26 protein-coding genes and 1 tRNA gene are annotated in these 24,774 nt (G+C 61.2%); 13 read left to right on the top strand and 14 right to left on the bottom strand.

The annotated features are described in order from the left end of the window. Together AB4Y87_RS21315 and AB4Y87_RS21310 are read left to right on the top strand one after the other, a co-directional pair. A partial coding sequence (locus AB4Y87_RS21315) for an HNH endonuclease (RefSeq protein WP_442006256.1) occupies nt 1-232 on the top strand: 232 nt, incomplete at its 5' end. A 363-nt stretch (nt 233-595) separates the two neighbouring features. After that, on the top strand, nt 596-1,468 hold the full coding sequence (locus tag AB4Y87_RS21310) for an NAD-dependent epimerase/dehydratase family protein (protein ID WP_442006255.1): 873 nt from the start codon (nt 596-598) through the stop codon (nt 1,466-1,468). A gap of 85 nt (nt 1,469-1,553) precedes the next feature. Here AB4Y87_RS21310 and AB4Y87_RS21305 read toward each other — a convergent pair whose 3' ends face one another. From AB4Y87_RS21305 to pdhA, 3 genes are read right to left on the bottom strand one after another with little or no spacing between them, the layout of a single operon-like run. Beyond that, nucleotides 1,554-3,032, bottom strand: a complete 1,479-nt coding sequence (locus AB4Y87_RS21305; protein ID WP_442006254.1) for a dihydrolipoamide acetyltransferase family protein — start codon at nt 3,030-3,032, stop codon at nt 1,554-1,556. Then, nucleotides 3,029-4,039, bottom strand: coding sequence for an alpha-ketoacid dehydrogenase subunit beta (locus AB4Y87_RS21300; RefSeq protein WP_442006253.1), 1,011 nt, complete (start codon nt 4,037-4,039; stop codon nt 3,029-3,031). The genes AB4Y87_RS21305 and AB4Y87_RS21300 overlap by 4 nt, the downstream gene beginning before the upstream one ends. Then, nucleotides 4,039-5,208: a pyruvate dehydrogenase (acetyl-transferring) E1 component subunit alpha gene (pdhA, locus tag AB4Y87_RS21295; protein WP_442006252.1), complete on the bottom strand. Its 1,170-nt coding sequence runs from the start codon at nt 5,206-5,208 to the stop codon at nt 4,039-4,041. Before pdhA ends, AB4Y87_RS21300 begins: the two co-directional genes overlap by 1 nt. A 194-nt stretch (nt 5,209-5,402) precedes the next feature. Between pdhA and AB4Y87_RS21290 the strand changes: the two genes are divergently transcribed. The 5 genes from AB4Y87_RS21290 (at nt 5,403) to AB4Y87_RS21270 (ending at nt 9,031) form a co-directional block, all read left to right on the top strand. Beyond that, nucleotides 5,403-5,873 (top strand): Lrp/AsnC family transcriptional regulator, encoded by a 471-nt coding sequence (locus tag AB4Y87_RS21290; protein ID WP_442006251.1) that lies wholly within the window; start codon nt 5,403-5,405, stop codon nt 5,871-5,873. 58 nt (nt 5,874-5,931) lie between these two features. Then, on the top strand, nt 5,932-6,747 hold the full coding sequence (locus AB4Y87_RS21285; RefSeq protein WP_442006250.1) for a hypothetical protein: 816 nt from the start codon (nt 5,932-5,934) through the stop codon (nt 6,745-6,747). Between the two features lie 129 nt (nt 6,748-6,876). Then, nucleotides 6,877-7,284: a DUF4383 domain-containing protein gene (locus tag AB4Y87_RS21280; protein WP_442006249.1), complete on the top strand. Its 408-nt coding sequence runs from the start codon at nt 6,877-6,879 to the stop codon at nt 7,282-7,284. Nucleotides 7,285-7,344: 60 nt separating this feature from the next. Continuing rightward, nucleotides 7,345-7,935 carry a hypothetical protein gene (locus tag AB4Y87_RS21275; protein WP_442006248.1) on the top strand — a complete coding sequence of 197 codons (591 nt, stop codon included), beginning with the start codon at nt 7,345-7,347 and terminating at the stop codon, nt 7,933-7,935. 76 nt (nt 7,936-8,011) lie between these two features. After that, a complete protein-coding gene (locus tag AB4Y87_RS21270) occupies nt 8,012-9,031 on the top strand; it encodes a PHP domain-containing protein (protein WP_442006247.1) in 1,020 nt (339 codons plus the stop codon). 79 nt (nt 9,032-9,110) lie between these two features. On the opposite strand, the gene AB4Y87_RS21265 is transcribed toward AB4Y87_RS21270, so the two are convergent. Together AB4Y87_RS21265 and AB4Y87_RS21260 are read right to left on the bottom strand one after the other, a co-directional pair. Beyond that, the gene (locus tag AB4Y87_RS21265; protein WP_442006246.1) at nt 9,111-10,742 is read right to left on the bottom strand and encodes a solute symporter family protein; all 1,632 of its coding nucleotides are present in this window, start codon (nt 10,740-10,742) and stop codon (nt 9,111-9,113) included. Beyond that, nucleotides 10,739-11,119 carry a DUF485 domain-containing protein gene (locus AB4Y87_RS21260; protein ID WP_442006245.1) on the bottom strand — a complete coding sequence of 127 codons (381 nt, stop codon included), beginning with the start codon at nt 11,117-11,119 and terminating at the stop codon, nt 10,739-10,741. The genes AB4Y87_RS21265 and AB4Y87_RS21260 overlap by 4 nt, the downstream gene beginning before the upstream one ends. Nucleotides 11,120-11,393: 274 nt before the next feature. Here AB4Y87_RS21260 and AB4Y87_RS21255 point away from each other — a divergent pair, with 274 nt between their 5' ends. The 5 genes from AB4Y87_RS21255 to AB4Y87_RS21235 all read left to right on the top strand — a co-directional run bounded on the left by AB4Y87_RS21255 (nt 11,394) and on the right by AB4Y87_RS21235 (nt 15,929). After that, on the top strand, nt 11,394-12,596 hold the full coding sequence (locus AB4Y87_RS21255) for a sensor histidine kinase (protein ID WP_442006244.1): 1,203 nt from the start codon (nt 11,394-11,396) through the stop codon (nt 12,594-12,596). A gap of 22 nt (nt 12,597-12,618) precedes the next feature. After that, complete coding sequence (locus AB4Y87_RS21250; RefSeq protein WP_442006243.1) at nt 12,619-13,338, top strand: LytR/AlgR family response regulator transcription factor; 720 nt, start codon at nt 12,619-12,621, stop codon at nt 13,336-13,338. Next, the gene (locus tag AB4Y87_RS21245) at nt 13,335-13,697 is read left to right on the top strand and encodes a hypothetical protein (RefSeq protein WP_442006242.1); all 363 of its coding nucleotides are present in this window, start codon (nt 13,335-13,337) and stop codon (nt 13,695-13,697) included. The genes AB4Y87_RS21250 and AB4Y87_RS21245 overlap by 4 nt, the downstream gene beginning before the upstream one ends. Beyond that, on the top strand, nt 13,694-15,160 hold the full coding sequence (locus tag AB4Y87_RS21240; protein WP_442006241.1) for a sodium/solute symporter: 1,467 nt from the start codon (nt 13,694-13,696) through the stop codon (nt 15,158-15,160). The genes AB4Y87_RS21245 and AB4Y87_RS21240 overlap by 4 nt, the downstream gene beginning before the upstream one ends. A gap of 76 nt (nt 15,161-15,236) precedes the next feature. Further along, a complete protein-coding gene (locus tag AB4Y87_RS21235; protein WP_442006240.1) occupies nt 15,237-15,929 on the top strand; it encodes a hypothetical protein in 693 nt (230 codons plus the stop codon). A 30-nt stretch (nt 15,930-15,959) separates the two neighbouring features. Here AB4Y87_RS21235 and AB4Y87_RS21230 read toward each other — a convergent pair whose 3' ends face one another. The 6 genes from AB4Y87_RS21230 to rpsB form a co-directional block, all read right to left on the bottom strand. Continuing rightward, nucleotides 15,960-16,544 (bottom strand): DivIVA domain-containing protein, encoded by a 585-nt coding sequence (locus AB4Y87_RS21230; protein ID WP_442006239.1) that lies wholly within the window; start codon nt 16,542-16,544, stop codon nt 15,960-15,962. A 21-nt stretch (nt 16,545-16,565) separates the two neighbouring features. Further along, a complete protein-coding gene (locus tag AB4Y87_RS21225) occupies nt 16,566-17,501 on the bottom strand; it encodes a phosphatidate cytidylyltransferase (RefSeq protein WP_431119376.1) in 936 nt (311 codons plus the stop codon). Next, nucleotides 17,501-18,058: a ribosome recycling factor gene (gene frr / locus AB4Y87_RS21220; protein ID WP_216925335.1), complete on the bottom strand. Its 558-nt coding sequence runs from the start codon at nt 18,056-18,058 to the stop codon at nt 17,501-17,503. Before frr ends, AB4Y87_RS21225 begins: the two co-directional genes overlap by 1 nt. Nucleotides 18,059-18,175: 117 nt before the next feature. Beyond that, a complete protein-coding gene (gene pyrH / locus AB4Y87_RS21215) occupies nt 18,176-18,913 on the bottom strand; it encodes a UMP kinase (RefSeq protein WP_224092194.1) in 738 nt (245 codons plus the stop codon). Nucleotides 18,914-19,034: 121 nt separating this feature from the next. Beyond that, nucleotides 19,035-19,871 carry a translation elongation factor Ts gene (tsf, locus tag AB4Y87_RS21210; RefSeq protein ID WP_442006238.1) on the bottom strand — a complete coding sequence of 279 codons (837 nt, stop codon included), beginning with the start codon at nt 19,869-19,871 and terminating at the stop codon, nt 19,035-19,037. Nucleotides 19,872-19,992: 121 nt separating this feature from the next. After that, nucleotides 19,993-20,850: a 30S ribosomal protein S2 gene (gene rpsB / locus AB4Y87_RS21205; RefSeq protein ID WP_442006237.1), complete on the bottom strand. Its 858-nt coding sequence runs from the start codon at nt 20,848-20,850 to the stop codon at nt 19,993-19,995. Nucleotides 20,851-21,258: 408 nt separating this feature from the next. Between rpsB and AB4Y87_RS21200 the strand changes: the two genes are divergently transcribed. Then, the gene (locus AB4Y87_RS21200) at nt 21,259-21,753 is read left to right on the top strand and encodes a M23 family metallopeptidase (RefSeq protein WP_442006236.1); all 495 of its coding nucleotides are present in this window, start codon (nt 21,259-21,261) and stop codon (nt 21,751-21,753) included. Nucleotides 21,754-21,797: 44 nt separating this feature from the next. Here AB4Y87_RS21200 and AB4Y87_RS21195 read toward each other — a convergent pair whose 3' ends face one another. The 3 genes from AB4Y87_RS21195 to AB4Y87_RS21185 all read right to left on the bottom strand — a co-directional run bounded on the left by AB4Y87_RS21195 (nt 21,798) and on the right by AB4Y87_RS21185 (nt 24,683). Further along, nucleotides 21,798-22,988 (bottom strand): acyl-CoA dehydrogenase family protein, encoded by a 1,191-nt coding sequence (locus tag AB4Y87_RS21195; protein ID WP_442006235.1) that lies wholly within the window; start codon nt 22,986-22,988, stop codon nt 21,798-21,800. Nucleotides 22,989-23,329: 341 nt separating this feature from the next. Beyond that, nucleotides 23,330-23,403: transfer RNA gene (locus AB4Y87_RS21190), tRNA-Ile, on the bottom strand. A gap of 83 nt (nt 23,404-23,486) precedes the next feature. After that, complete coding sequence (locus tag AB4Y87_RS21185; protein ID WP_442006234.1) at nt 23,487-24,683, bottom strand: glycosyltransferase; 1,197 nt, start codon at nt 24,681-24,683, stop codon at nt 23,487-23,489. Between the last annotated feature and the right edge of the window lie 91 nt (nt 24,684-24,774).

The following is a 24,774-nucleotide window of genomic DNA, read 5'->3' as shown; positions in this document are numbered from 1 at the left end:
CACCATGCCCGCCCCCTGGTGCGAAGCCCACCACATCACCTACTGGTCACACGGCGGCACCACAGGAACCGAGAACGGCACCCTGCTCTGCAGCCACCACCACCACGTCATCCACAAAGAACAATGGCGGATCGACATGACCACCGGCGTGCCCTGGTTCACCCCACCACCACACATCGACCCCAAACAAACCCCCCGACGCAACCACCACCACACACCCCAGAGAACATAAACCTGCCCGACAATGATGCCGGGTTCGGCCAGCGCGGTGCCGCGGGTATGCGGAAGTGTGCCGGATGCTCATGGGTGCCGGATGCGATGCACAGATGGGTGCCGCGTGCCTGCGCGCGAGGCGATGCACACGCGAGCCAGGCCCCTGCCTGCGACCTCCTCCAGTTGCCTAATTGCCCCTGCCTGCGACCTGCAACCTGCACAGGCAACCCGTATGTTCTTGGGCCGTTCCAGTATTCCTAGGACTCACAGGGCCAGTTTCAGGGGCTGTGCGGGGCGGAAGTGGAGCCTAGGCTGAAGCTCGAACCCATACTGTATCCATATAGCAACATGGTTGGTACCAGCCACTAACGAGGAGCGCACCATGAGGATTGCCGTAACCGGCGGAAGCGGAAAATTGGGCAGGAGCGTGGTCCGTCGGCTGAGGCAGAATGGCCACCACGTGCTCAACGTTGACCGCGCAGGCAAGAGGGGCCGCGGCTACGTAAATGTGGACCTTCGCAATTATGGGCAGGTCCTGGATGTCATCCTCGGCTTGGACGACCAACACAGCGGCTTGGACGCGATCATCCATCTGGCCGCGATCCCCGCACCGGGGTTGGCTCCGGACGCCGCAATTTTTGAAAACAACATGCTCTCCACCTACAACGTCTTTCAGGCAGCGCGGCGAGCGGGCATCAAGAAGGTGGTTTATGCCTCCAGCGAGACGGTCCTGGGACTCCCCTTCGACATCGACCCTCCCTACATTCCCGTGGATGAGGAGTACGCGGCCCGGCCTGAAAGCACGTACTCCCTCGTGAAACACCTCGAGGAGCAGATGGCCATCCAGCTCACGCGCTGGGACCCGGCGTTGAGCATCACCGCACTAAGGTTCTCCAACGTGATGGACCCCGAAGACTACGACGCCTTCCCGTCCTTTGACTCGGACGCCACGCTGCGCAAGTGGAATCTGTGGGGCTACATCGATGCCCGCGACGGGGCCCAAGCGGTTGTCCGCGCCCTGGAGAAAGGTGCACCCGGTTTCGAGGCCTTCATCATCGCCGCTTCTGACACCGTGATGAGCCGAAGCAGCGCCGAGCTTGCCGCGGAAGTCTTTCCCGGCGTCGAGGTTGTCAAGGAACTGGGCCAGCACGAAACGATGCTGTCCATCGATAAAGCCCGTCGGCTCCTTGGTTTCGAGCCGGAACACAGCTGGCGCGATGTCCACTCCAATCGGACCACCCCCACAGAAGACTGAACGCGCGACGACCCACCCCTTAGCCGCAGTTTCCTGCAAGCACTCGTAAAGGGGTGGGTCGGCGCAGCTTCCTACATTCGTGAAGCTAGACCATAGTCAACACCATGGCGGGATCGGACAGGATAGCGCCAAGGTCCGCCAGGAAGCGTGAGCCCTGTTCGCCATCCACCAAACGGTGGTCGAAGGACAAGCTCAGGGACATCACCTGCCGCACGGCGATCTCATCATCCACCACCCACGGCGCCTTCCGCACTGCACCCAAGGCCACGATGGCAGCCTCGCCCGGATTCAGGATGGGCGTTCCAGCGTCGATCCCAAATACTCCGATGTTGGTGATAGAGATGGTGCCGCCCGAAAGATCTGACGGAGACGTCTTGCCGGCACGTGCGGTGTCTGTGAGTGCCGACAATGCTGTGGCAAGTTCCCGCAGGGTCAGGCGATCGGCATCCTTGATGTTCGGTACCGTCAGGCCCCGGGGCGTAGCAGCCGCGATGCCAAGGTTGACGTAGTTGAACTGGATGATCTCCTGGCGTGCTTCATCCCAGCGCGAATTCAACGTTGGGTTGTTCCGCAGTGCTATCAAGACCGCCTTGGCCGCGATCGTGAGAGGGGTGAGCTTGTAGCCTTCGAACGCTTTGCTGGCCCGAAGCCGCGCCAGCAATTCCATGGTCGCTGTGACATCGATCGTCAGGAATTCCGTCACATGCGGCGCGGTGAATGCGCTCTGCACCATGGCCGCGGCTGTGAACTTCCGGACACCCTTGATAGGCGTACGCGTTTCACGCTCGCCGGTCGCTGCGGGCTCTGCTGGTGCTGCGTTTGCGGCTTCCGCTTCACCCGTGAAGCTCTGGACGTCTTCCCGCGTGATCAGTCCTCCCGGACCAGTTCCGCGAACCAACTGCAGGTCAATCCCCAGATCGCGCGCCAGCTTGCGGACCGGCGGTGTGGAACGTGGACGCTCAGCCGTGGCTGCGTCAGGGTGAGGGGTTGACTCACGCGCCACTTCCGCGGGGCGAGCCTGCGGCGTTTCGGCTTGGACGGTTTCTGTTTGGACGGGTTGGACGTTGGCACGGACCCGGCGCGTCGGCCGTCCGGTGTGCTCGACGACGGCGCCATACCCCACCAGGTTCGGCTCACGTTTGGCGGGACTTGCGGTCGCCCCGCTCGCCTCGACTGGTTGCGACCCGCCGTTCGATCCAGATCCGCTGTTTGATCCAGATCCCCCGTCTGATGCAGGTTCGCTAGTGGACTCCGGTTCGCCGGCAGCCTGATGTCCAGCGACAGGTCCGTTGCCCCCGTTGGAGGCCCCGGCGTCGTCCACTTCGAAGGAGACGATCGGTTTGCCGACCTCCACCACGGAACCGGGCTGCTCGTGCAGGGCCGCTACGACGCCGGCGAAAGGCGACGGCAGCTCGACGACGGCCTTGGCCGTCTCCACCTCCGCAATGACCTGATTGAGGGTGACGGTGTCCCCCACTGCGACCTTCCAGCTCAGGATTTCCGACTCGGTCAGGCCTTCGCCAAGGTCCGGCAGCCTGAATTCCTTGATCATGGTGGTGGTCATCCTTCCAGTCCACTCAGGGAGTTGGGGCGGCCCAAGGTGCGGTCCACGCCATCCAGAATCCTGTCCAGATCCGGGAGATGGTGCATTTCAAGCTTCGAGTAGGGGTAGGGAACGTCGAAGCCGGTAATCCGGACGGGGGCGGACTCCAGGTAGTTGAAGCAGCGCTCAGTAATGCTGGCCGCAATCTCCGCTCCGAGGCCACCGGATTGTCCGGCCTCGTGCGTGATGACCAGACGGCCCGTCTTGCGCACGGATGCTTCCACCACCGGGTAGTCAACGGGAGCCAACGAGCGCAGGTCGATGACTTCCACGGAGACTCCTTCATCAGCCGCAGCCTGGGCCGCATCCTTGGCGGTTTTAACCAGAGGGCCGTAAGCCACCAGGGTGACGTCCGAACCGGCGTTGACCACAGCTGCCTTGTCCAATGGCATCGCTTTGGAGAGGTCCATGGACTCGTCGACGTCACCTTTGTCGTGGTAGCGGCGCTTGGGTTCGAAATAGAGAACAGGATCATCCGAGGCAATGGCCTGCTGGATCATGGTGTAGGCGTCCTGAGGGTTGGACACCGCCACTACCCGAAGTCCTGAGGTGTGAGTGAAGTATGCTTCCGGCGATTCCGAGTGGTGCTCCGGCGAGCCAATGCCTCCACCGAAAGGAACGCGGATGGTGATGGGCATCTTGACCCGCCCCTGGGTCCGGTAGTGCATCTTGGCCACCTGGCTGACGATCTGATCGAAAGCAGGATAGATGAAGCCGTCGAACTGGATCTCGCACACTGGTCGGTAGCCCCGGTAGGCCAGGCCAACAGCGGTTCCGATGATGCCGGACTCGGCCAGGGGCGTATCAATCACACGGTGCTTTCCAAAGTCCTTCTGGAGTCCGTCGGTGACACGGAAGACACCACCGAGGGAACCAATATCCTCACCCATGAGGATGACCTTGGGATCGTTTTCCAGTGACTTGCGAAGGCCGGCGTTGATAGCCCGGGCAAAAGTGAGCTGGGACATCAGAGTGCACCTTCCTCGACCGGCTGGTTGAAACTGTTCAGGTATCGCGAATACTGATCCTTCTGGCGTTCAATCCAGGAATTGGGTGTGCTGTAAACGTGGTTAAAGACGTCCAACGGCTGCGGATCAGGCATGTTAACGCAGCTGGTACGGAGTTCGGCTGCAACGGCGTCGGCTTTGGCTTTGGCTCTGCTCTCAAGGTCTTCGGTGAGCAGGCCCTTGGCGTCAAGGAGCCTCCGCAGACGGAGAATAGGATCCTTGGCAGCCCAGTCCTCCAGCTCATTCGGGTCCCGGTACCGCGTGGGATCATCGGCAGTAGTGTGCGGACCCATGCGGTAGGTGACCGCTTCGATAAACGTTGGCCCACCACCGCTGCGGGCGCGATCCAAAGCCCAACGGGTAGCGGCCATGACGGCGAGGACATCGTTGCCGTCAACGCGCAGGCTGGGGATGCCGAACCCTGTTGGCCTGTCGGCCAGTTGAACGTGGGACTGCACCCGCACGGGTTCGGAAATAGCCCAGTGGTTGTTCTGGCAGAAAAACACCACGGGCGCCTGGAAACTGGCGGCAAACACCATGGCCTCGCTCACGTCACCTTCACTCGTGGCGCCATCCCCGAAGTAGGCAAGTACTGCCGTGCTGGCGCCGTCCAGTTGGACGCCCATGGCGTAACCGGTGGCGTGGAGGCTCTGGGAACCAATGATGATTTGGGGCGTCGCCATGTTGATTCGCTTTGGATCCCAGGAGTACAGGGCATTTCCGCGCCAAACCTGGGCGATCTCCGAGACATGGGCTCCACGGATGTACGCGACGCCGCTCTCACGATAGCTGGGGAAAACAAAGTCGTCGTCGCGCAAGGAACGGCTTGAACCGATCTGGGCTGCTTCCTGTCCCAGCAGCGGCGGCCAGAGGGCCAGTTCTCCCTGCCGCTGGAGGGCTGTGGCTTCGGTATCGATCCGGCGGATGACTGTCATGTCCTCCAACAAGGAGCCCAATTGCTCATCGCCGATGTCCTTGATCCAGAGATCAAATTCCGGGTGGCTGATCCGTTCGCCGTCCGGCGACACTAACTGCAGGAGGTTGCCCCCCGTCCGCAAAGGATTATGTGCACTTTGTCCGGGGCGCGGAGCGTCATTTTGCACTCCCTTGCCCGCCTTATCCGTCAACACAGGTGATCGCAACCTTCCGGCTAGGTTTTGTCGGCCCTGCTGGACTTGTGATCCAAGCACAGACCGACCCCCTGGCTCCTTCGCCAGCGTTAATTGTGACCCTACTCACAAGACGCACGGGGTACAACTACCGATGAAAAACTTGAGCATTCTGCCATGTTGGCAGCGGCCAGGCCGTGCTAATCTTGCGCATTATGCAACCTTTGGATGGCACTGACACCCGGCTCCTTTCAGCGATGGCAAAGGATCCCAGAGGGACCGTTGTGGCCCTCGCCCAGAGACTTGGCCTGTCCCGCAATACCGTCCAGGCACGCATGGCCCAGCTTGAGAAGAAGCATGCTTTTCTCTCCTTTGAGCGGCGCATCAATCCGGTCGCCCTCGGCTACCCCCTCACGGCATTCATCACCGTGCATGTCCAGCAACAGAAACTCGCCTCCCTCGCGAAGGATCTTGCGGACATCCCGGAGATCCTGGAAGGTTTTGGCCTCACCGGATCAGCCGACTTGCTCTTGCGGGTGGTGGCGCTGGACGCCGAGGACCTTTACCGGATCAACGGCAAGATCCTTGCGTGCGACGGCGTTGACCGCACCGACACTGCCTTGGCGATGCGGGAAATGATTCCGTACCGGGTGCAACCCCTGCTGGGTCGGCGCTCTGAAGGCTAAACCCCCGGGCTTTCACCTGCCGTTTAGTACCTTTTGGCCCTTGCCTGTGGAACCGTGAATGCGATTTGATTCAGATGGACGCATCGGGGGCCGGCCAGCGGTTTCCGGCTACGTGGTGGCGCTGCCGCAGGCTGCCGAAAGGGGCACTACAGTGAGCAACCCGCAGGAACCGAATGGTCGCGACGGACAGCGCAGCGGAAATCAATACGGTGGAAGCGAATACGGCCAGAACCCACCACCCGTCCCGCCCGGCCCCGGGTACTCCCCACCGAACGGGACTCCACCGCAGTGGCAACAGCCGCCGTCGTCCCCGGGCTCCCAAGGTCAGTACGCCCCTGAACAGTCCCGACCGGACCAAAACCCGTACCCGCAAGGCCAGTACCCGCCCGGTCAGTACCCGCAGAGCCAGTACGCCCCCGGCCAGTACGGCCAGCAGTTTCCACCGCCGGCCAAGAGCAGGAAGGTGCTCTGGATTGTCCTGAGTATTGTGGCAGGAGTCATCGTCCTGGCCGTGGTGGGCATCCTGGTGCTGGTGAATGTCGTGGGCAGCGCGACGTCGAAGGCGAGATCGTTGGCTGACGAGTTCACCAAGCTGGTTGTTTCAGGGCAAACAGAGCAGGCTTATGACAACTATCTGCACCAGGCCTTGAAGGACGAACTGGATAAGCAGTCCTTCATCGACGGCATTGCCAGCCTGGAACTTGATGACTCATRCAAACCCAATTACAGCTCGGTGAGCGTGAACTCGAACAACGGCAATAATAAAGCGGACATCGCGGGAACCTTGCAGTGCAGTGGCAAGACCATCGATCTCAAGTACGTTTTCGAAGGGACCGACGATCTCAAAATGAGCAGCATCCGCCTCCGTCCATAACGGCGGAAAAATAATCCAGTTTCCACCCATCCGCATCCGCTCATGGTCCGAATCACTGTTTGAGAGCCCCGTCCGGGGTTCCACAGGACGGCCGGGGAAGTCCCTGCCATCACCGGAAGGTTCGGACCAATGCGTACTTCGCCCAATCGCTTGATCGCCACCATCTTCGGAGCCGTATACCTCTTGGTAGGCGTGCTCGGATTCTTCGTCACTTCGGGAATCGGGTTCTTCGCCACCGAAGGCGCCAACCTGATCATCTTCGCGGTTAACCCCCTGCACAACGTCATTCACTTGGCCATAGGTGCAGCCCTTCTTTACGCGGGCATGAACAGCGTCACGCTTTCCAAATCCGTTAACAGCGCGGTGGGCGGCGTCTATCTGCTGGTGGGTATCCTCGGCCTTTTCCTCGTGGGTACTTCGCTGAACATCATCGCCCTGAATGGGGCAGACAACGTCCTGCACCTGGCCAGCGCTGTTGTGCTTCTGGGTGTCGCCCTGTCACAGGACAAGGCCGTCGTCGTCTCGGCCCGCGCCTGATCGCGGAACCCCGCCCACGGAATCCCTGATCGCGGAACCATCGAGACCGAGGACAGCGCCATGGCAGTCAAATATCACCCCACACTGAACGCGGCCGCGTTGTTGTTCGTCTACTTTGCGGCCATGGCCGCCGGGATGGTGGAATTGTCCATTGCGGCTGGCTACCTGACAGAAGCTGCCGCGCTTGGCTTGGTGGTTGCTGGAACGGTTGCCCTGGCAGCTGGACTCGCTTTCCTGGCGTGGTCTTTATGGGGGCTCCACCGCAACACCTTTGTCTTCGGCCGGCTTGCCTTTCCCGCTCTGGCGGTTGCGGCGGCTGCCCACATTGCCGTCCTTACAGGCGGTTTGGCGGCTAGTGAACCGTCGCTTGATGTGAGCAACCTTGCCGCTTTGGGCCTATCGCTCATGGCACTTGGCGGAGGCGGTTGGCTGGGTCGGCAGCAAAAGACCAACGACGGCGGCGCCCACGGCCTGCCAAGGACCGGGCGGCTTCTGGCAGCCGCGTTCGGGGCCGCCGTCGTTGTTGCGTCAGTTGCCACGCCGGGACTGGCAGCATCCATGGCAGGCCAGCACGCCGTCCCCCATGGCGAACACGGCCAAGCCCCCTCCGAAGGCACACCTCCAGCACAGATTCCAAGCCACCACCACTAGTGGCAATCGCCCGAACCGGCGCACCATCAACATTGCCCACTGTTGATGGTGCGCCCGGTTCGTGGATCATGGAGCCATGGATCCCGTTGAGGCGCTCGAAGAAATCTCCTTTTGGTTGGAACGTGGCCAAGCCCCCACCTTCAAGGTCCAGGCCTTCAGGAAAGCGGCCGACGCCGTTCGGCAGCTTCCGCCCGACGAGTTGGCCAGGCTCGTCCGGAACGGAAGAGTCACGAGCCTGAAAGGTGTTGGGGACCGAAGCGGGGAAGTCATCACCCAGGCTCTGGAAGACAGGGTGCCCGATTATCTGGCCGACCTTCGTGAGCGTGGCGCGGAATCTTTGGCGTCCGGCGGCGACACCCTCAAGGCTGCGTTACGCGGCGATCTGCACAGCCACAGCAATTGGTCCGACGGCGGCTCACCGATTGAGACCATGGTGGCTGCCGCCAAAACCCTGGGCCGTGAATACCTTGCCCTCACTGACCACTCCCCCAACCTGACCATCGCCAACGGCCTTAGCGTTGAACGGCTGGAGAAACAGCTCGGTGTGGTGGAAGGGATCAATGCCAATCAGGACGGCTTCCGCCTGCTCAAAGGCATCGAAGTGGACATCCTGGAGGGCGGGACCCTGGACCAAACGCCGGAAATGCTGGACCGGCTGGACGTGGTGGTGGCCAGTGTCCACTCGAAGCTGCGCTCGGACAAGAAGACCATGACCAAGCGGATGCTTGGCGGAATCAGCGATCCCCACACGAACGTCTTAGGGCATTGCACGGGCCGTCTCGTTCAAGGATCGCGCGGCACCCGTCCTGAGTCCGAATTCGATGCCATGAAGGTCTTCACCGAATGTGCCGAGTGGGGCGTCGCCGTCGAAATCAATTCACGGCCGGAGCGGCAGGACCCTCCGGACGCGTTGATCAAGATGGCGCTGGACGCCGGCTGCCTCTTCAGCATTGACAGTGATGCCCATGCCCCTGGCCAACTCGATTTCCTTCAGTATGGCGCCGAACGTGCCGAGGCACTTGGGGTGCCCAAGGAACGGATTGTCACCACATGGCCTTTGGAACAGTTGACGGAATGGCTCAGCCTCAAGAGGTGATTAGTCCTGGCATGCCCGAGGGCTCCCCCGCCGTTTGGCAGAAGGAGCCCCCCGTGTTTGGCCTCGATTCTTGTTGACCTCAGTGATCCACTGCTTTCTCTGCACCGATACCTGTCAGTGAGCGGACTTCCATCTCCGCTTGCTTGGCCGGATCCTCACGGCGCTTATCCAGGACGGTCCCCAGCCAGCCCAGCAGGAATGCGAGGGGGATGGATACGATGCCCGGGTTGCTCAGCGGGAAGAACGCGAAGTTGGCTCCCTGGATCATGGACGTCTTTGCACCCGAGACCACGGGCGAGAACGCAATGAGCAGGATGGCCGAGGCCAGGCCGCCATACATGCTCCATACGGCACCCTGTGTGGTGAACTTCCGCCAGAACAACGAGTAGACGATTGTTGGCAGGTTGGCCGAAGCTGCCACTGCGAAGGCAAGAGCCACCAGGAAGGCGACGTTCTGGCCGTTGGCGAAGATTCCACCGAGGATGGCGAGAATACCGATGACCACTACGGTGCGCCGGGCCACCTTGACCTCTGTGGTGGCGTCGGCCTTGCCCTTAGAGATGACATTGGCGTAGATGTCATGGGCAAAGGACGCCGCAGCCGTGATGGTCAGTCCCGCTACCACTGCCAGGATGGTGGCGAAAGCGACGGCGGATATGAATCCGAGCAGCAGCGGCCCACCGAGGTGGAAGGCCAGCAGGGGTGCGGCAGAGTYGACGCCGCCGGGTGCGGACTTGATCGTGTCTGCTCCAACCAAAGCCGCTGCGCCGTAACCCAGTACCAGCGTGAACAGGTAGAACAGGCCGATCAGCCAGATCGACCAGACCACGGATTTGCGTGCTTCCTTGGCTGTGGGAACCGTGTAGAAACGCATCAAAACGTGTGGGAGGGCAGCTGTGCCGAGGACCAGCGCCAAGCCCAGGGACATGAAATCCAGCTTGGACGTCTCCGTCTTCCCGTACTGCAGGCCTGGGTTGAGAACGGCCGGGTTGTTGGCGGCCTCGGCCGCGGAACCGAGCAGATTGGAGAGATTGAAGCCGTAGATCGCCAGCACCCAGGCGGTCATGACTGCAGCTCCTGCGATCAGCAGGATGGCTTTGATGATCTGCACCCACGTGGTGCCCTTCATGCCGCCGATCAGGACGTACATAATCATCAAGGCGCCGACGACGATGATCACCAAAGCTTGTCCGCCCCAGTCGCTGATGCCCAAGAGGAGCGAAATCAAGCTACCGGCTCCCGCCATTTGCGCTAGCAGGTAAAAGAAGCAAACCGCAAGGGTGGAGAGGGCTGCCGCTATTCGGACGGGACGCTGGCGCAGTCTGAACGACAAGACATCGGCCATGGTGAACTTGCCGGTGTTGCGCAAGAGCTCGGCGACAAGGAGCAATGCCACCAACCATGCAACGAGGAAGCCGATGGAGTAGAGGAACCCGTCATATCCGTTGATAGCAATGGCGCCAGTGATACCGAGGAACGAGGCCGCCGAAAGGTAGTCGCCCGCGATCGCTGTACCGTTCTGTGAACCGGTGAAGGAACGGCCGGCCGCATAGTAGTCCGCCGCGGTCTTGTTGTTCCTGCTGGCCCGGAAGACGATCACCATGGTGACGGCCACGAAGAGCGCGAAAATACCCATGTTGAGGAGCGTCGTATCCTTCAATGCGGCGACGTTTACCGCGGGGACAAGGGTGCTGATGTGGTTCGTGGTCATTTGGCTGCCCTGCTGATCACATTGCCGTCCTTATCGAACTGGTGGCCCTCGATCTCGTTGCGGATATCGGCAGCGATGGGGTCCAGCTTCCGGTTGGAGTAGCTCACGTACCAAGCGGTGATGCCGAACGTGGTGACAAATTGGAGCAGTCCGAGGATCAGGCCGACGTTGATGTTGCCCCAAACTTTGATGGACATGAAGCCGACGGCGTAGTCGGCCAAGAGAACGTAGGCGAAATACCAAAGCAGGAACGCCACTGCCATTGGGAAGACAAAACTGCGGTGCCGCTTGCGCAGCGTCTTGAACCGTTCCGTTTGCTGGACTTCCTGGAAGTCCACGGACGCTGTTGCGTCCTGGGGTTGGGCCTCATTACCCATGGTTCCTCCTGATTGTGATGTGTCCACATCAGCTCCACACGCTTTGCCAATGTGACTGCAATCACTATCGAACGCGCCGTGCCAGTGGTTCCAGAGAACCAGCTGCCACCGTCGCCCAACGGTCAGGATGCTGCGCCGAACGGTGGGACGTGAGCGAGCATCAGGAAAAACCGCGCAGGATGTGAGCGAGCATCGGGAAAAAGCCGGTGGGATGTGAGCGAGCATCAGGAAAAACCGCGCAGGATGTGAGCGAGCATCCGGCTACTCTGGCTCTATGCCTGACTCCCCGCTCTTCACCGCAGCCGCGATCGCCGTGATCGTGCTGGCCGTTGCCGTCGTCGTGGGTGTTGGGTTGAAGGTGATTCGCTCCTTCCGGGACCTGGGCACGGACGCTGAGCGGGCCACCTACAACACACTTCACGCGGCCTCGCGTGCAGGGCAGCACCTGCGTGGCGGACTGCAAGCCTCTGGCGCGGCCAAGGCGAGCAAGCAACTGCGAATGCTCCTCGGCTGCGACGCCCTGGCCATTACGGACACCGATTCGGTCCTTGCCTGGGATGGGGTTGCGGAGGACCTGCGGCCTTCCCTCATGCGTCTCGCCGCGGAGGTGCTGGCGACGGGCCGGACTGCCGTGGTGCCCCACGCAGGGCATTCCGCGCAGGCAAAATCCGAGCACGGCCACCATGACTTCAGTGCCGTTATTGCCCCCATCCGTGCTGGTTCCAGGGTGGTCGGATCGGTGGCTGCCCTTGCGCCTGCGGCTGGCGCCGGACTGGTAAGGGCCACCAGCGAAGTGGCTGACTGGATTGCCGCCCAGCTTGAGCTGGCTGAATTGGAGGCGTCGCGGACTCTGCTCATGGAGGCAGAAGTCCGGGCTCTTCGTGCTCAAATCAGCCCCCACTTCATTTACAACTCCTTGAACGCCATCGCTTCTTTCATCAATACAGATCCAGCACGGGCCAGGGAGCTCGTGGTGGAATTCGCCGACTTCACCAGGTACTCCTTCCGCAGGCATGGCGACTTCACCACGGTGGCCGAGGAACTGCGCTGCATCGACCGCTACCTTCTTCTGGAACGGGCCCGGTTCGGCGAGCGCGTGCAGGTGAGCCTTCGGATCGCACCCGAAGTGCTGAGCACCGTCATACCGTTCCTTAGCCTGCAACCGCTGGTGGAGAACGCGGTCCGGCACGGCCTTGAGGCGAAGGAAGGCCCCGGACACATCACCATTTGCGCCAATGATTCCGGCGCGTTCGCCGAGGTCACCATCGAGGACGACGGTGTGGGGATGGAACCTGAGCACCTGCGGTCCGTGCTTGCCGGACATACGGACGGTGAGCACGTGGGCTTGCGCAACGTGGACGCCCGCTTGCGGCAGGTCTATGGGGACGAGCACGGCCTCGTTATCGAAACGGCCCCCGGTGAAGGAACATTGATCACCATGCGGGTGCCCAAATCCCAGCCAGGACATGACGCCTGACACACCGGGCTAATCTTTAATCATGATCAACGTGCTCGTCGCTGATGACGAACTGCCTGCCGTGGAGGAGCTCGCTTTCCTGCTGGGGCGGGATGCGCGCATCGGGACCATCCATCGCGCCTCGTCCGGGGCCGAGGCTTTACGGATCCTTGACCGGGAGTCCGTTGACGCCGTGTTCCTCGACATCCATATGCCGGCCCTATCTGGTTTGGACATCGCCCGCGCCATCGCGCGCAGCAGCAGCCCGCCCGCCGTCGTGTTCGTCACCGCTGACGAAGACTGCGCGTTGGAGGCCTTTGACCTCGCTGCCATCGACTATCTCCTCAAGCCGCTCCGTGCCGAGCGGCTGGCACGATCCGTGGACCGGATCAGCGAGCTGATCAAGGACGGCGCTCCTGCTCCCGAAATGATCACGGTGGACTTGGGAAGCACTACACGCATGATCCGTCGGGATGATGTCAGCTACGTGCAGGCGCAGGGCGATTACGCCAGGCTGCACACAGCCGAAGCCAGTTACCTGATCCGCGTCCCGCTCAGCGATCTGGAACAGAAGTGGGCCCAAGCCGGTTTTATCCGGATCCACCGCAGCTACCTGATTGCCTTGGACCATGTGGGGCATTTGAAGCTTTCTGCGACTGCCCCCAGCGTAAGAGTGGCTGGCGCGGAACTGCCCATTAGCCGGCGCCACCTGCCATCGGTGCGTGACAAGCTGCAATCCACCCGCATCCGGCCTCAAGGATGACGCGCGTTCGGGTCACGGCACCACACCAAGCAGCCATACCGACCCCCACCCGGTTCCCTTACGGTGGCGAAGTCGCCGAGGATTCGGACGCGGGACGCGTTTTCGTCCGTTCCCTCATCCGCTCGCAACTGCGGCTCGCATTGGTGGTGGCCTGCGGCTTCCTGCTCATTCTCGCTGCGTTCGCCCTGTTGCTGGTCTTCGGACCAGGGGTGGCCGAGACCCGGATCCTGGGCATTCCGCTCGACTGGCTGTTGCTGGGGCTGGGGATCTACCCCGTGATCGGCCTCAGCGCCTGGCTGTACAACCGCGCGGCCGCACGCAATGAAGCCCGATATCGGGACCTTGTGGAGGACAAGTGAACCCTGCTGTTGGTTTGGTCGCCTTTCTGGCAGTTTCGATCACGACGGCGGTCATCGGCTTCTATGGCCTGCGCATCTCACGCACTACTGGAGACTTCTACGTTGCCTCGCGCACAGTCCCGCCGTGGTGGAATGCCTCCGCGATTGGCGGCGAATACCTGTCCGCCGCGAGCTTCCTGGGCGTCGCGGGACTGATCCTGCTCTCCGGAACCGATGCCTTGTGGTTCCCTGTTGGTTACACCGCTGGTTACCTCATGCTGTTGCTTTTCGTTGCCGCTCCCCTGCGGCGCTCTGGCGCGTACACCATCCCGGACTTCACCGAGGCGCGCCTGGATTCCAAGATGGTTCGACGCGTCACAAGCCTGGTAGTGGTGGCCGTCGGCTGGCTGTACATCGTGCCCCAGCTTCATGGCGCTGCGCTCACCATCCGCATCACCACGGGACTGCCGTCTTGGGTAGGTTCGACGGCGGTGGTGCTGGTGGTGTGCCTCACGGTGGTGGCAGGTGGGATGCGGTCCATTACGTTCGTCCAGGCTTTCCAGTATTGGCTCAAGCTGACTGCGTTGGCCGTTCCCGTGATTTTCGTGCTCCTGGTGCTGGCTGGAAACGACACCCCGCACCAAGCCCAGCTCCCGGTCAATCCCACTGGCCAGCCAGCCGCCAGCGCCTACCAGAACATTTCGCTCCTGGTGGCACTGCTCTTCGGGACGTTGGGCCTGCCGCACGTCCTGGTACGGTTCTACACAAATCCAGATGGACAATCGGCACGCCGCACCACATTGATCGTCCTTGGACTGCTCTCTGTGTTCTACCTCTTCCCCACGCTGTCCGGCGCTCTGGGAAGAATCTTCGCCCCGGAGCTGGCACAATCAGGACAAGCCGACGCCCTGGTCCTGCTGTTGCCTGGCAAGCTCGTGGGAGGAACAGCCGGCGAACTCCTCTCAGCCCTCGTGGTTGCCGGCGCCTTCGCCGCGTTTCTGTCCACCACGTCCGGGCTGGTCGTTTCGCTCTCAGGCGTCATCAGCCAGGACCTCTTTGGGGGAAGCGTCCGGGGATTCCGCCTCGCGGCGCTGCTTGCCGCCGTCGTGCCTTTGGGTTTTGCTTTCATGACAGACACTCTGGCCTTGGCCGGGAGCGTTGGACTGGTCTTTGCCTTTACGGCCTCCACCATTTGTCCCGTGTTGCTGCTGGGAATCTGGTGGCGTGGGCTGACCGATGCCGGGGCAATTGCGGGGATGGTGACCGGTGCGCTGCTGTGTGGCGGGGCCATGGTGATGGGCACTGTCATGGGCCAGGGCAATGCTCCTGCCTGGTTGGCGCAACCGGCTGCATGGACGGTCCCCGCTGCTTTCGCAGTGACGGTGGCAGTCTCCGTCTGGACCAAGAACCGTGTGCCGGCTTCCGTGAACCGCGTCATGTCCCGCCTGCACGTTCCAGAACGGCCAGTGGCAACGGAACGCTGACAGAAGGCACTGAACCGGCGCCCTGTTGTATTGGCACCCTGTTGTCCGGGCATGGCGCAAGGTGGACAATGACGCCATGTCCGAGGAACCGGGTGCAGCCAGCCCCGAACCGCCCATGACCCTACCGGCGTTGTCGCCCAGCATCAGGGCCCAGCTGCTGGCCACCGAACACTGGAGCCTTCTTGCTTCAAGGAGCACTACACAAGGTGAGGTGCTCACGCGTATCAGCATGTTCCTGACGTTCACATCGGCCAGCCTGCTGAGTGTTGCCCTGGTGGGACAAGCTACGCAATTCTCCGAAGCCTTCAGGGCATTCGCGCTGACCATCCTCACCATTGACCTGATGGTGGGGCTGTTAACCCACATACGCGTCATCAGCGTCGGAATGGAGGATCTTATGTACGTCATCGCCATGAACCGGTTGCGGGCCGCGTACGTAGATCTGGATCCAGGCATGGCGAGGTACCTTATGGCTGGATCCCACGACGACCAAGAAGGTTCGAAACGTACGTACTACTTCTTCGGCGGCAGGAAGGACTTCAGCCAAGTGGCCGGCAGCAGCATGATATTCATGGCAACTGTAAACGCAGCACTGATCGCCTTGTTGGTTGGCTCGGCGCTGTTGGTGGCAGGACTGCCAGCCGCTGTCGCGGTGGGCGTTGCCGTCGTGGCAGCACTGGCTTTTTTCGTTACAGTGCTGGCTCGAGGGAGGCGCCGCTACCTCGATGTGTGGAAGAACAACCCACCCATCTCCCCAACACCACGTTAGTTTGGAGGCCTTCTGCGTTTGGAGGCCTTCTCAGTCGATGGCCGCCATCAGTTCAACCACACGGTCAAGGAATGCATCCACCTGGGCTTCGTCATAGCCTTCGTCGCCCTTGGCGGCGCGGAAGACGGCGCGGCGAACGGTGTCCACGCTGAGGGGCTGATCGTGTTCCAGGTAACCGATGAGTTCGGCGCAGAGTGCATCCACGTCCTGGACGTTGTAGCTGCGGACTTTCTTCTTGGCCGGGCGGCGGAATCGTTCGCCGTCGGGCCGGTGCAGCCGTCCACGAAGGATGCCGGAGAGTTTACCGATCTGCCGCAGCCAGGCTTCCTCGCCCTGCTGGCTGATGAGGTCATCGCGTTCCCGCCTTGCGAAAGCGTCTTCAAGCCGATCCAACGCGGCGTCGACGCTGTTGGCGTCGTAACCACCCTTGACCGGGTCAAAAGCTACATCGCGTACATCCGTACTGGCCACTTGATCGGCGGCACCCACAGGGTTCTCGAAAGAAGTCCTGGCACGGCTAAGGAACGCATCCACTTGCTTGGCGTTGTAGCCATACTTGCTGCGCTCAACGCGATCGAACGTTGCGGGAATCTGGCGACGAATATCCAAAGTCACTAATTTTCCTTCATCGGGGTGTCAGACGCCGCTCAGCAGCGCGAACAGAACATAGGCTACAGGGGCCGCGAAGACGATCGAGTCCAAACGGTCCATGACACCGCCGTGGCCGGGAAGGATGCTGCTCATGTCCTTCACGCCAAGTTCGCGCTTGACCATGGACTCGGCGAGGTCTCCCGCCGTCGAAGCAGCAACCATGCCGGTAGCCAGCACCAGGCCAACCCACCACGGTTTGTCCAACATGAGGACACACGCAAGAACACCAATGATCATGGCGCCTGCGACAGAACCGGCAAATCCTTCCCAGGACTTTTTGGGACTGATTTTCGGTGCCATCGGGTGCTTCCCAAAGGAGGCGCCCACGATGTAACCGAACGTGTCATTCGATACGACCAGGAGCAGCATGGTGGCGATCTGCCAGGCTCCACCTGGAATGCCGTCCGGCCACAAGCCGACCGGAGTCGCGCCGCCGCTGGCATGCAGCGGGAGCGCGGCGAAGCTGATCAGGAACGGTATCCAAGCGAGAGTGAAGACACCCGCGAAGACGCTGCGGGGGGCACCTGCGGCACTCTCAATGGAGCGCCACAGCAGCACTGCGACGCAGCTTGCCGTCATGGTGAACAACAAGCCTTCCAAACCGCCAAAGTAGGCGGAAACAGGCATCACCAGGGTTCCGATCATCACTGGGATGATCGGCATCCTGGTCCCCTGGGCCTCGAGGGCCCTGAAAACTTCCCAAACGCCCAGCACCGCAAACGATGTTGTGAGCAGGACGAATCCGAGCGGGAGGAACAGCAGTCCCCCAAGCACGGCGAAAAGCATGGCAAGCCCGACGCCGATGGCAGCCGGAAGATTACGGCCTGCCTTCGGCGTCGGGTTCCCTCGCAGACGCCTGACGCGTTTGCTCGTATCGCGTGTCGGGACCCGCCCAGCGGGTGCCGGCTCTGCCTGGTTCATTAGACCTCGAGCAGCTCGGCTTCCTTGCGCTTGAGCAGTTCGTCAATGCTGTCGACGTGCTGCTTGGTGATGGCGTCGAGTTCCTTCTCACCGCGTGAACCTTCGTCCTCGCCGGCGTCGCCGTCCTTGACGAATTTGTCGATAGCGTCCTTGGCCTTGCGGCGGATGCTGCGGATGGAGACCTTGGCGTCTTCACCCTTGCCCTTGACGATCTTGACGTATTCCTTGCGGCGCTCCTTGGTGAGCTCCGGGATGGTGACACGGATGATGTTGCCGTCGTTGGAGGGGTTGGCGCCAACCTCGGAGTCGCTCAAGGCTTTCTCGATGTCACGCAGTGCCGTTTTGTCGTACGGCGTGATGAGGATGGTCCGTGCGTCCGGAACTGCGAAGGATGCGAGCTGCTGCAGCGGAGTGGGTGTGCCGTAGTACTCCACGATCACCTTGTTGTAGAGCCCTGGGTTTGCCCGGCCCGTACGGATCGAGGCGAAATCTTCCTTGGCTACCTCAACCGCCTTGTCCATCTTCTCGCCGGCTTCGAGCAAGGTCTCTTCGATCACGGGTTTCTCCTCAGAAAATAGTCGCTGCCCAACTGCGGGCGGCAATGCACGTTACAGGAATGCACAGTAAAGATCCGCCACGAGGGGCGGACGGTCCTAGAAATATCCTAGCCGCTGCTAGGGAGTAACCAGGGTTCCCAGCGTTTCACCCAGGATGGCGCGGGTAACGTTGCCCTCGCCCTCCATGCCAAAGACCACCATGGAGAGGTTGTTGTCCTTGCACATGGTCATGGCTGTCTGGTCCATGACCCGAATGTCCCGGCGCAGGGCGTCGTCATAGCTGAGGACATCAAGCTTTTCGGCGGAGGAATCCTTCTTGGGATCTGCGGTGTAGACGCCATCCACACCGCTCTTGGCCATCAGTACGACGTCGGCGTGGACTTCGAGCGCACGCTGTGCAGCTACTGTGTCCGTGGAGAAGTACGGCAGACCGGCTCCTGCACCGAAGATGACCACGCGGCCCTTTTCCATGTGGCGGATGGCCCGGCGAGGAATGTACGCCTCTGCCACCTGGCCCATGGTGATGGCGCTCTGGACGCGGGTTTCGACACCCGCCTGCTCCAGGAAGTCCTGCAGCGCGAGGCAGTTCATGACCGTGCCAAGCATGCCCATGTAGTCCGCACGGGAACGGTCCATGCCGCTCTGGGATAGTTCGGCTCCGCGGAAGAAGTTTCCACCGCCAACCACAATGGCTACTTCGACGTCAGCGACGGCAGCAGCGATCTGCTTGGCGATAGCGCGGACGGTCTCAGGATCGACGCCGAGCTTGCCTCCGCCGATGACCTCGCCGGAAAGTTTCAGAAGTACACGGCGGCGGGTCTTCTCGGGCTGGATTGCAGTATTGACGGTTTCCATGGTGCCTTCCCGTTGGTGGACTCTGGCTAGATTATCGTGCTGTGCGTCCGCGCAGATACTACCCGGACGGGTGCATGAAAAAGGGGCGGCCACCGAAGTGACCACCCCTTTTCATGAATTACTAGTTTCCGACTCGGAAACGGGATACTGCGGTTGCCTTGACGCCGGCTTCTTCGAGGACCTGTGCAACGGTCTTCTTGGAATCCTTGGCGAATGCCTGGTCAACCAGGACCTCACCCTTGTAGAAGCCCGTCACACGGCCTTCAACAATCTTGGAGAGGGCAGCTTCCGGCTTGCCTTCAGCCTTGGCAGTCTCTTCAGCGATGCGGCGCTCGGACTCGACCAGTTCGGTCGGGACGTCTTCGCGGGTCAGGTAGTTCGGAGCCATGGCTGCAACGTGGACAGCGATGTCGTGTGCTGCGGTGGCAGCGGCTTCGCCTTCACCATCAACAGCGAACAGGACGCCGACCTGTGCAGGAAGGTCCTTGGAGGTCTTGTGCAGGTAGGCGTCAACCGTGGTGCCCTCAACGCGGGAAATACGGCGGACAACAACCTTTTCGCCGAGGACAGCGCCCTCTTCGATGACGATTTCGGACAGCGGCTTGCCGTCGACCTCGGTAGCGAGCAGGGTTTCGAGGTCGGCAGCGCCGGACTCGACTGCAACGTTGAGGACCTTGTCAGCCAGCTGGATGAACTTGTCAGCCTTGGCGACGAAGTCGGTCTCGCAGTTGACCTCGATCATTACGCCCACGCCGTCGGTAACCTTGGCAGCAACCAGGCCCTCAGCGGTGGAGCGGCCTTCGCGCTTGGTAGCGCCCTTGAGGCCCTTGATGCGGATGATTTCGATGGCCTTCTCGGCGTCACCGTTGGCTTCGTCAAGAGCCTTCTTGACGTCCATCATGCCGGCGCCGGTGCGCTCGCGCAGGGCCTTGATGTCAGCAGCAGTGTAGTTCGCCATGTGAACCCCTCTGTCTAGAAAGTTGTGTGATTACGGACTGACAGGACAGCAGCCCACCGTGTGAGCCGCCATCCTGTCAGATGCCCCCGATGCCGTCTCCGGTCTCAGGGAAGGTCCAAATTTACTTGGTTGCTTCGGCTTCGCCGGCTGCAGCTTCAGTAGCTTCGGCAGCGGGAGCTTCAGCAGCCTCGGCGGCCGGAGCTTCTTCAGTCTTGCTGCCTTCGAGGAGCTCGCGCTCCCACTCGGCCAGCGGCTCTTCCGGAGCCTCGGTGGTGCCGGTGGCGCGCTGGTTGCGGGCGATGAGGCCCTCAGCAACGGCGTCGGCAACAACGCGGGTAAGCAGGTTGACGGAGCGGATGGCGTCGTCGTTGCCCGGGATCGGGAAGTCAACTTCATCGGGATCGCAGTTGGTGTCCAGGATGGCAACAACCGGGATGTTCAGCTTCTTGGCTTCGTCGACAGCAAGGTGTTCCTTCTTGGTGTCAACAACCCACAGAACAGACGGGGCCTTGGTCAGGTTGCGGATACCACCGAGGTTGGACTCAAGCTTGGTGAGTTCGCGCTTGAGGAGCAGGAGCTCCTTCTTGGTGTAACCGGAGCCGGCGACGTCCTCGAAGTTGATCTCTTCGAGTTCCTTCATGCGCTGGATACGCTTGGCGACGGTCTGGAAGTTGGTGAGCATACCGCCCAACCAACGCTGGTTCACGTACGGCTGGCCAACGCGGGTAGCCTGCTCGGCAATTGCTTCCTGAGCCTGCTTCTTGGTGCCGACGAACAGGACGGTGCCGCCGTGGGCGACAGTAGCCTTGACGAACTCGTAGGCGCGGTCGATGTAGGACAGCGACTGCTGAAGGTCAATGATGTAGATGCCGTTGCGCTCCGTGAAGATGAAGCGCTTCATCTTCGGGTTCCAACGACGGGTCTGGTGTCCAAAGTGGACGCCGCTGTCAAGCAGCTGGCGCATAGTTACGACGGGCATGCCGACGCTCCTTCCGGCAGGTCATTCATGAGAGAGCCCATGGGGCTGCTCTTACCCTGCCAATAGTTGACGGTTGTTTAGCCTTTGCCCGGACGGGCGCGGCTCCTGGCATCCATTGCACTTCTCATCCGATGTGGGGCCACAAGGCTCAACCGGACCGCAAGAGGCACAATCCTCCGCAGCCTAAAGCCAAGAGGCTTCGCTGGTGGAGGGCTGGATACGCGTAGTCAGCTCTGGACCCTCACATATCTGAATGAGACATGCTCCTGAATTAGCTTGAGGGCACAGCAAACTGCTCCACCAAGTGTACTACAGCAGCACCACTCGTTTGACCGACCGAACGCGATGTTGTCCACATAGGACAGCCCGGGGATGGTACGGCAGGGCGGGAGCGGAAAGCCTTGGTACATGGCCATTTTGAAGCTCTCCATATCCACTTTTGTCCTCGCCGCCACCCTGGCCGGAATCCCGGGTGCAACGGCGCCGGCAGAGGAGCGGTGGGCTTGGCCACTCTCCCCCAAGCCCGCCATCCTTCGCGCGTTCGATCCGCCGGACAAGCCGTGGCTGAGCGGACACCGCGGCGTGGACCTGGGGCCAACGTTCGACGGCGCCCCGGTCACCTCGCCATCCGATGGCGTGGTGACCTTTGCTGGCGTCGTGGTTGACCGTCCGGTCCTGACGATCGATCATGGCGAGGGCCTTCGCAGCAGCTTTGAGCCGGTGATCAGCGACCTAAAACCCGGAGATGCCGTGCAAAAGGGCCAGGTTATCGGCTCCCTGGTCCCCGGACACTGCAGCTCTACTGCTTGCATACATTGGGGCGTCCGCCGCGGCGAGGATTACGTCAACCCTTTGGGATTCGTGGAGGATCTGAGGCCATCCATCCTGTTGCCGCTGGAATAGAGGGCATTGGTGCGGGGCTTTGTACCTGGACGATGGCAGAAAACCTACACGATGGCCGAAACTCCCGTGATGGCGCGTCCAGTCACCAGGGTGTTGATCTCGTGCGTGCCTTCGTAGGAGTAGATGGCCTCCGCGTCGGAGAAGATCTTTGCCATTTCGTAGTCCGTGACAATGCCATTGCCACCCAGGATCCCGCGGCCAAGGGCAACACTTTCCCGCATGCGGGCGGTTGTGAACGCCTTCGCCAACGCTGACTGCTCGTCCTTTGCAACCCCCGCATCCTCAAGCTGGGCCAACCGCACCATCATGCCCATTGATGCCACCGCATTGCCCAGGATCTGAACCAACTGGTTCTGCACCAACTGGAAGGCCGCCAGGGGCCTGCCAAATTGCTGGCGCTCCACCGCGTAGGCTCGGGCCACATCGAAGGCAGCGAGCTGAAGCCCCACGGCTTGCCAGGCGACGGCGAGCCGGGTCACCTTGAGGACTTTGTTGGTATCGCGGAAGCTGTTGCCGTTGGCCAGCTTGAAGAAGTCCGGCACCACCACGTTGTCCAGGATGATGTCGGCGTTCTGCACAGTACGCAGGGAGATCTTGTTCTCGATCTTGCTTGCCGAGTATCCGGGCAGTGAGGTGTCCACGAGGAATGCCTTGACGTGGTTGTCGGCCACATCCTTGGCGTAGATGACCACCCAATCGGAGAACGTGGCGTTGCCGATCCAGCGCTTGGCGCCGTTGAGGATCCAGTTGTCTCCATCGCGCTGCGCGGTGGTCCGGGTACCTCCTGCCACATCCGAACCGCCCAGGGGTTCGGTCAAACCGAAGGCGCCGATCTTCTTCAAGGAGTAGATGTCCGGAAGCCAGGCATCCTTCTGCTCCTGGGAAGCAAGGGTTTCGATGGAGCCGGTGAACAGACCATCATGGACACCCATGAACGTCGCAATGGAAGCGTCGGCGCGGGTCACTTCCGCATGGAGGATGCCGGCGAAGAGATTCGAATAGCCTTGCCGGCGCACAGGGCTGACGAGGTCGATTTCCGCCAACTTAGGGATGAGCTCCATCGGAAACTCAGCGCGGTTCCAGCAGTCCACGGCGATGGGCTTGACCTCGCGGGCCAGGAACTCCCGAACCTCGGCCAGGCGGTCCTGCTCCTTGCCCGTCAGCATCTGCTCGAAGGCGTAGAAGTCACCATCGGCATAAGGAAGGTTGTTGGCGTCGAATGCAGCGTTGGACATGTGCGCTCCTTCAAGGGTGGTCACCTGCGACCACGTCACGGCCCCGGAAGTTACCGGCGAGTAGTAAGTTACTGATGAGTAACATACCGTAGTTGCACCGTTCACCGCAACGAGACGGATGGAGTAATTGAGGCTCCCGGGATTTTCACAGCGCGATCTCCTACTCGGCGGATCAGCCGGCGCCACGCAAATTCCTTGGTGCCCACGAAACGGGCTGACGACGCCCGGATTTAGGCGTCATCAGCCCGCGGGCGAGGCGCTGAAGAATTCGGGCGTCGCCAGAGAACAGAAAGGAGCCGTGGCTGACGTATGAAACGCCAACCACGGCTCCTGTGTAAAGGTAGGGCTACTCGGACTTGAACCGAGGACCTTAGGATTATGAGTCCCGCGCTCTAACCAGCTGAGCTATAGCCCCGTGACGCCCCTCCGGCCGCTAAGAAGCAGCAGTTGGGGCAAATGCACTCTAGCAATACTAATAGCTACTTGAGAGTGCTTTTGTCACACCACCATGTCCTCGTAGGAAGCCCCGCGGTAGAGGTCCTCGAACGTCTGGAGTGTCCCGTTGATGCTGTGCGGCTCCACCATCTCGCGGCTTACCTTGCCCATGGCTTTCAGTTGGTCTTCGGGAAGCTCCACCAGCTTGGTGATCTTCGACGCGAGCTCCGTGCTGTCGTTCGGTGTGAAGAGGTATCCGTTTTCGCCGTCGCGGACCAGATGCGGGAGTGCCATGGCATTGGCCAAGAGCACCGGAGTGGAGGCAGACATTGCTTCGAGTGTCACCAACGATTGAAGTTCAGCGGTGCCTGGCATGCAGAAGATGTCGGCCTTGATGTAGGCCTCGCGCAGCTCTTCATCGCTTGCCAGTCCAAGGAATTTCACCCGCTCCCCCAAGCCAAGCTTGGCCACCTGTGCTTCCAAGGCCGGGCGCACTTCCCCGCCGCCCACGATCTCAAGGTGGACGTTGAGTTCTCGCGGGGTCTTGGCAATGGCGTCGATCAGCACATTAACGTGCTTCTCTTCCGCAAGGCGTCCCGCGAAAAGAACAGTCGGATTGGCATGGGGTTCGATCGTCTCGCCGGGCTGAAGCTCATAGGCGCCGGAGTCAATTCCATTGGACAACGGCAAGACCTTACGGAGGAAAGCGTGCTGGTGCATCGCCTTGGCGGCCAGAGGAGTGGGTGTTGTGACGACGTCAGCCTGGCCCATCACCTTGCCCATGTCCTTCCAGGAGATGCGCCCTACGATGTTCTTGAACCACTGCGGGAAGGGCAGGAACGGGTTCAGGTTTTCAGGCATGAAGTGGTTAGTGGCGACAATCCTGATGCCGCGCCTTACGGCCTCGTAGAGTACGTGTTCCCCAATCATGTAGTGGCTTTGGATGTGCACCACGTCCGGTTGGACTTTGTCGAACAGGAGGCTGATTTCCTTCTTGATTTCCCACGGGAAGCAGATGCGGAAGTATTCGTGGGTGAATACTCCATGCGAGCGGAGGCGGTGCACGGTGGCCTCGTCACGGAACTCGGTGTAGCTCTTGCCAGTGTCCGGACGGCAAGCCAACACGTGCACGTTGTGTCCGCGCGCCGTCATTCCCTTGGCCAGGCGGTAGCCGAACTGAGCGGCACCGTTTACGTGCGGCGGGTAGGTGTCCGCAGCGATCAGGATGGTAAGGGGTTTGTTGGTGTCGGGAATGGTCACGTGGAGAACTCCTGATGGTCACGGTGCGGAACAGCGTTGAACGGGTCAATGCCGTGGTGTCGCCGGGTTGCCGGACCGCTGGAAAGCGGCG

The sequence above is a fragment of the Paenarthrobacter sp. RAF54_2 genome (genome assembly GCF_052113945.1).
Lineage (GTDB): Bacteria > Actinomycetota > Actinomycetes > Actinomycetales > Micrococcaceae > Arthrobacter.
Note: the sequence above shows the minus strand (reverse complement) of the source record. Positions and strands in the feature narration are given on the sequence as shown.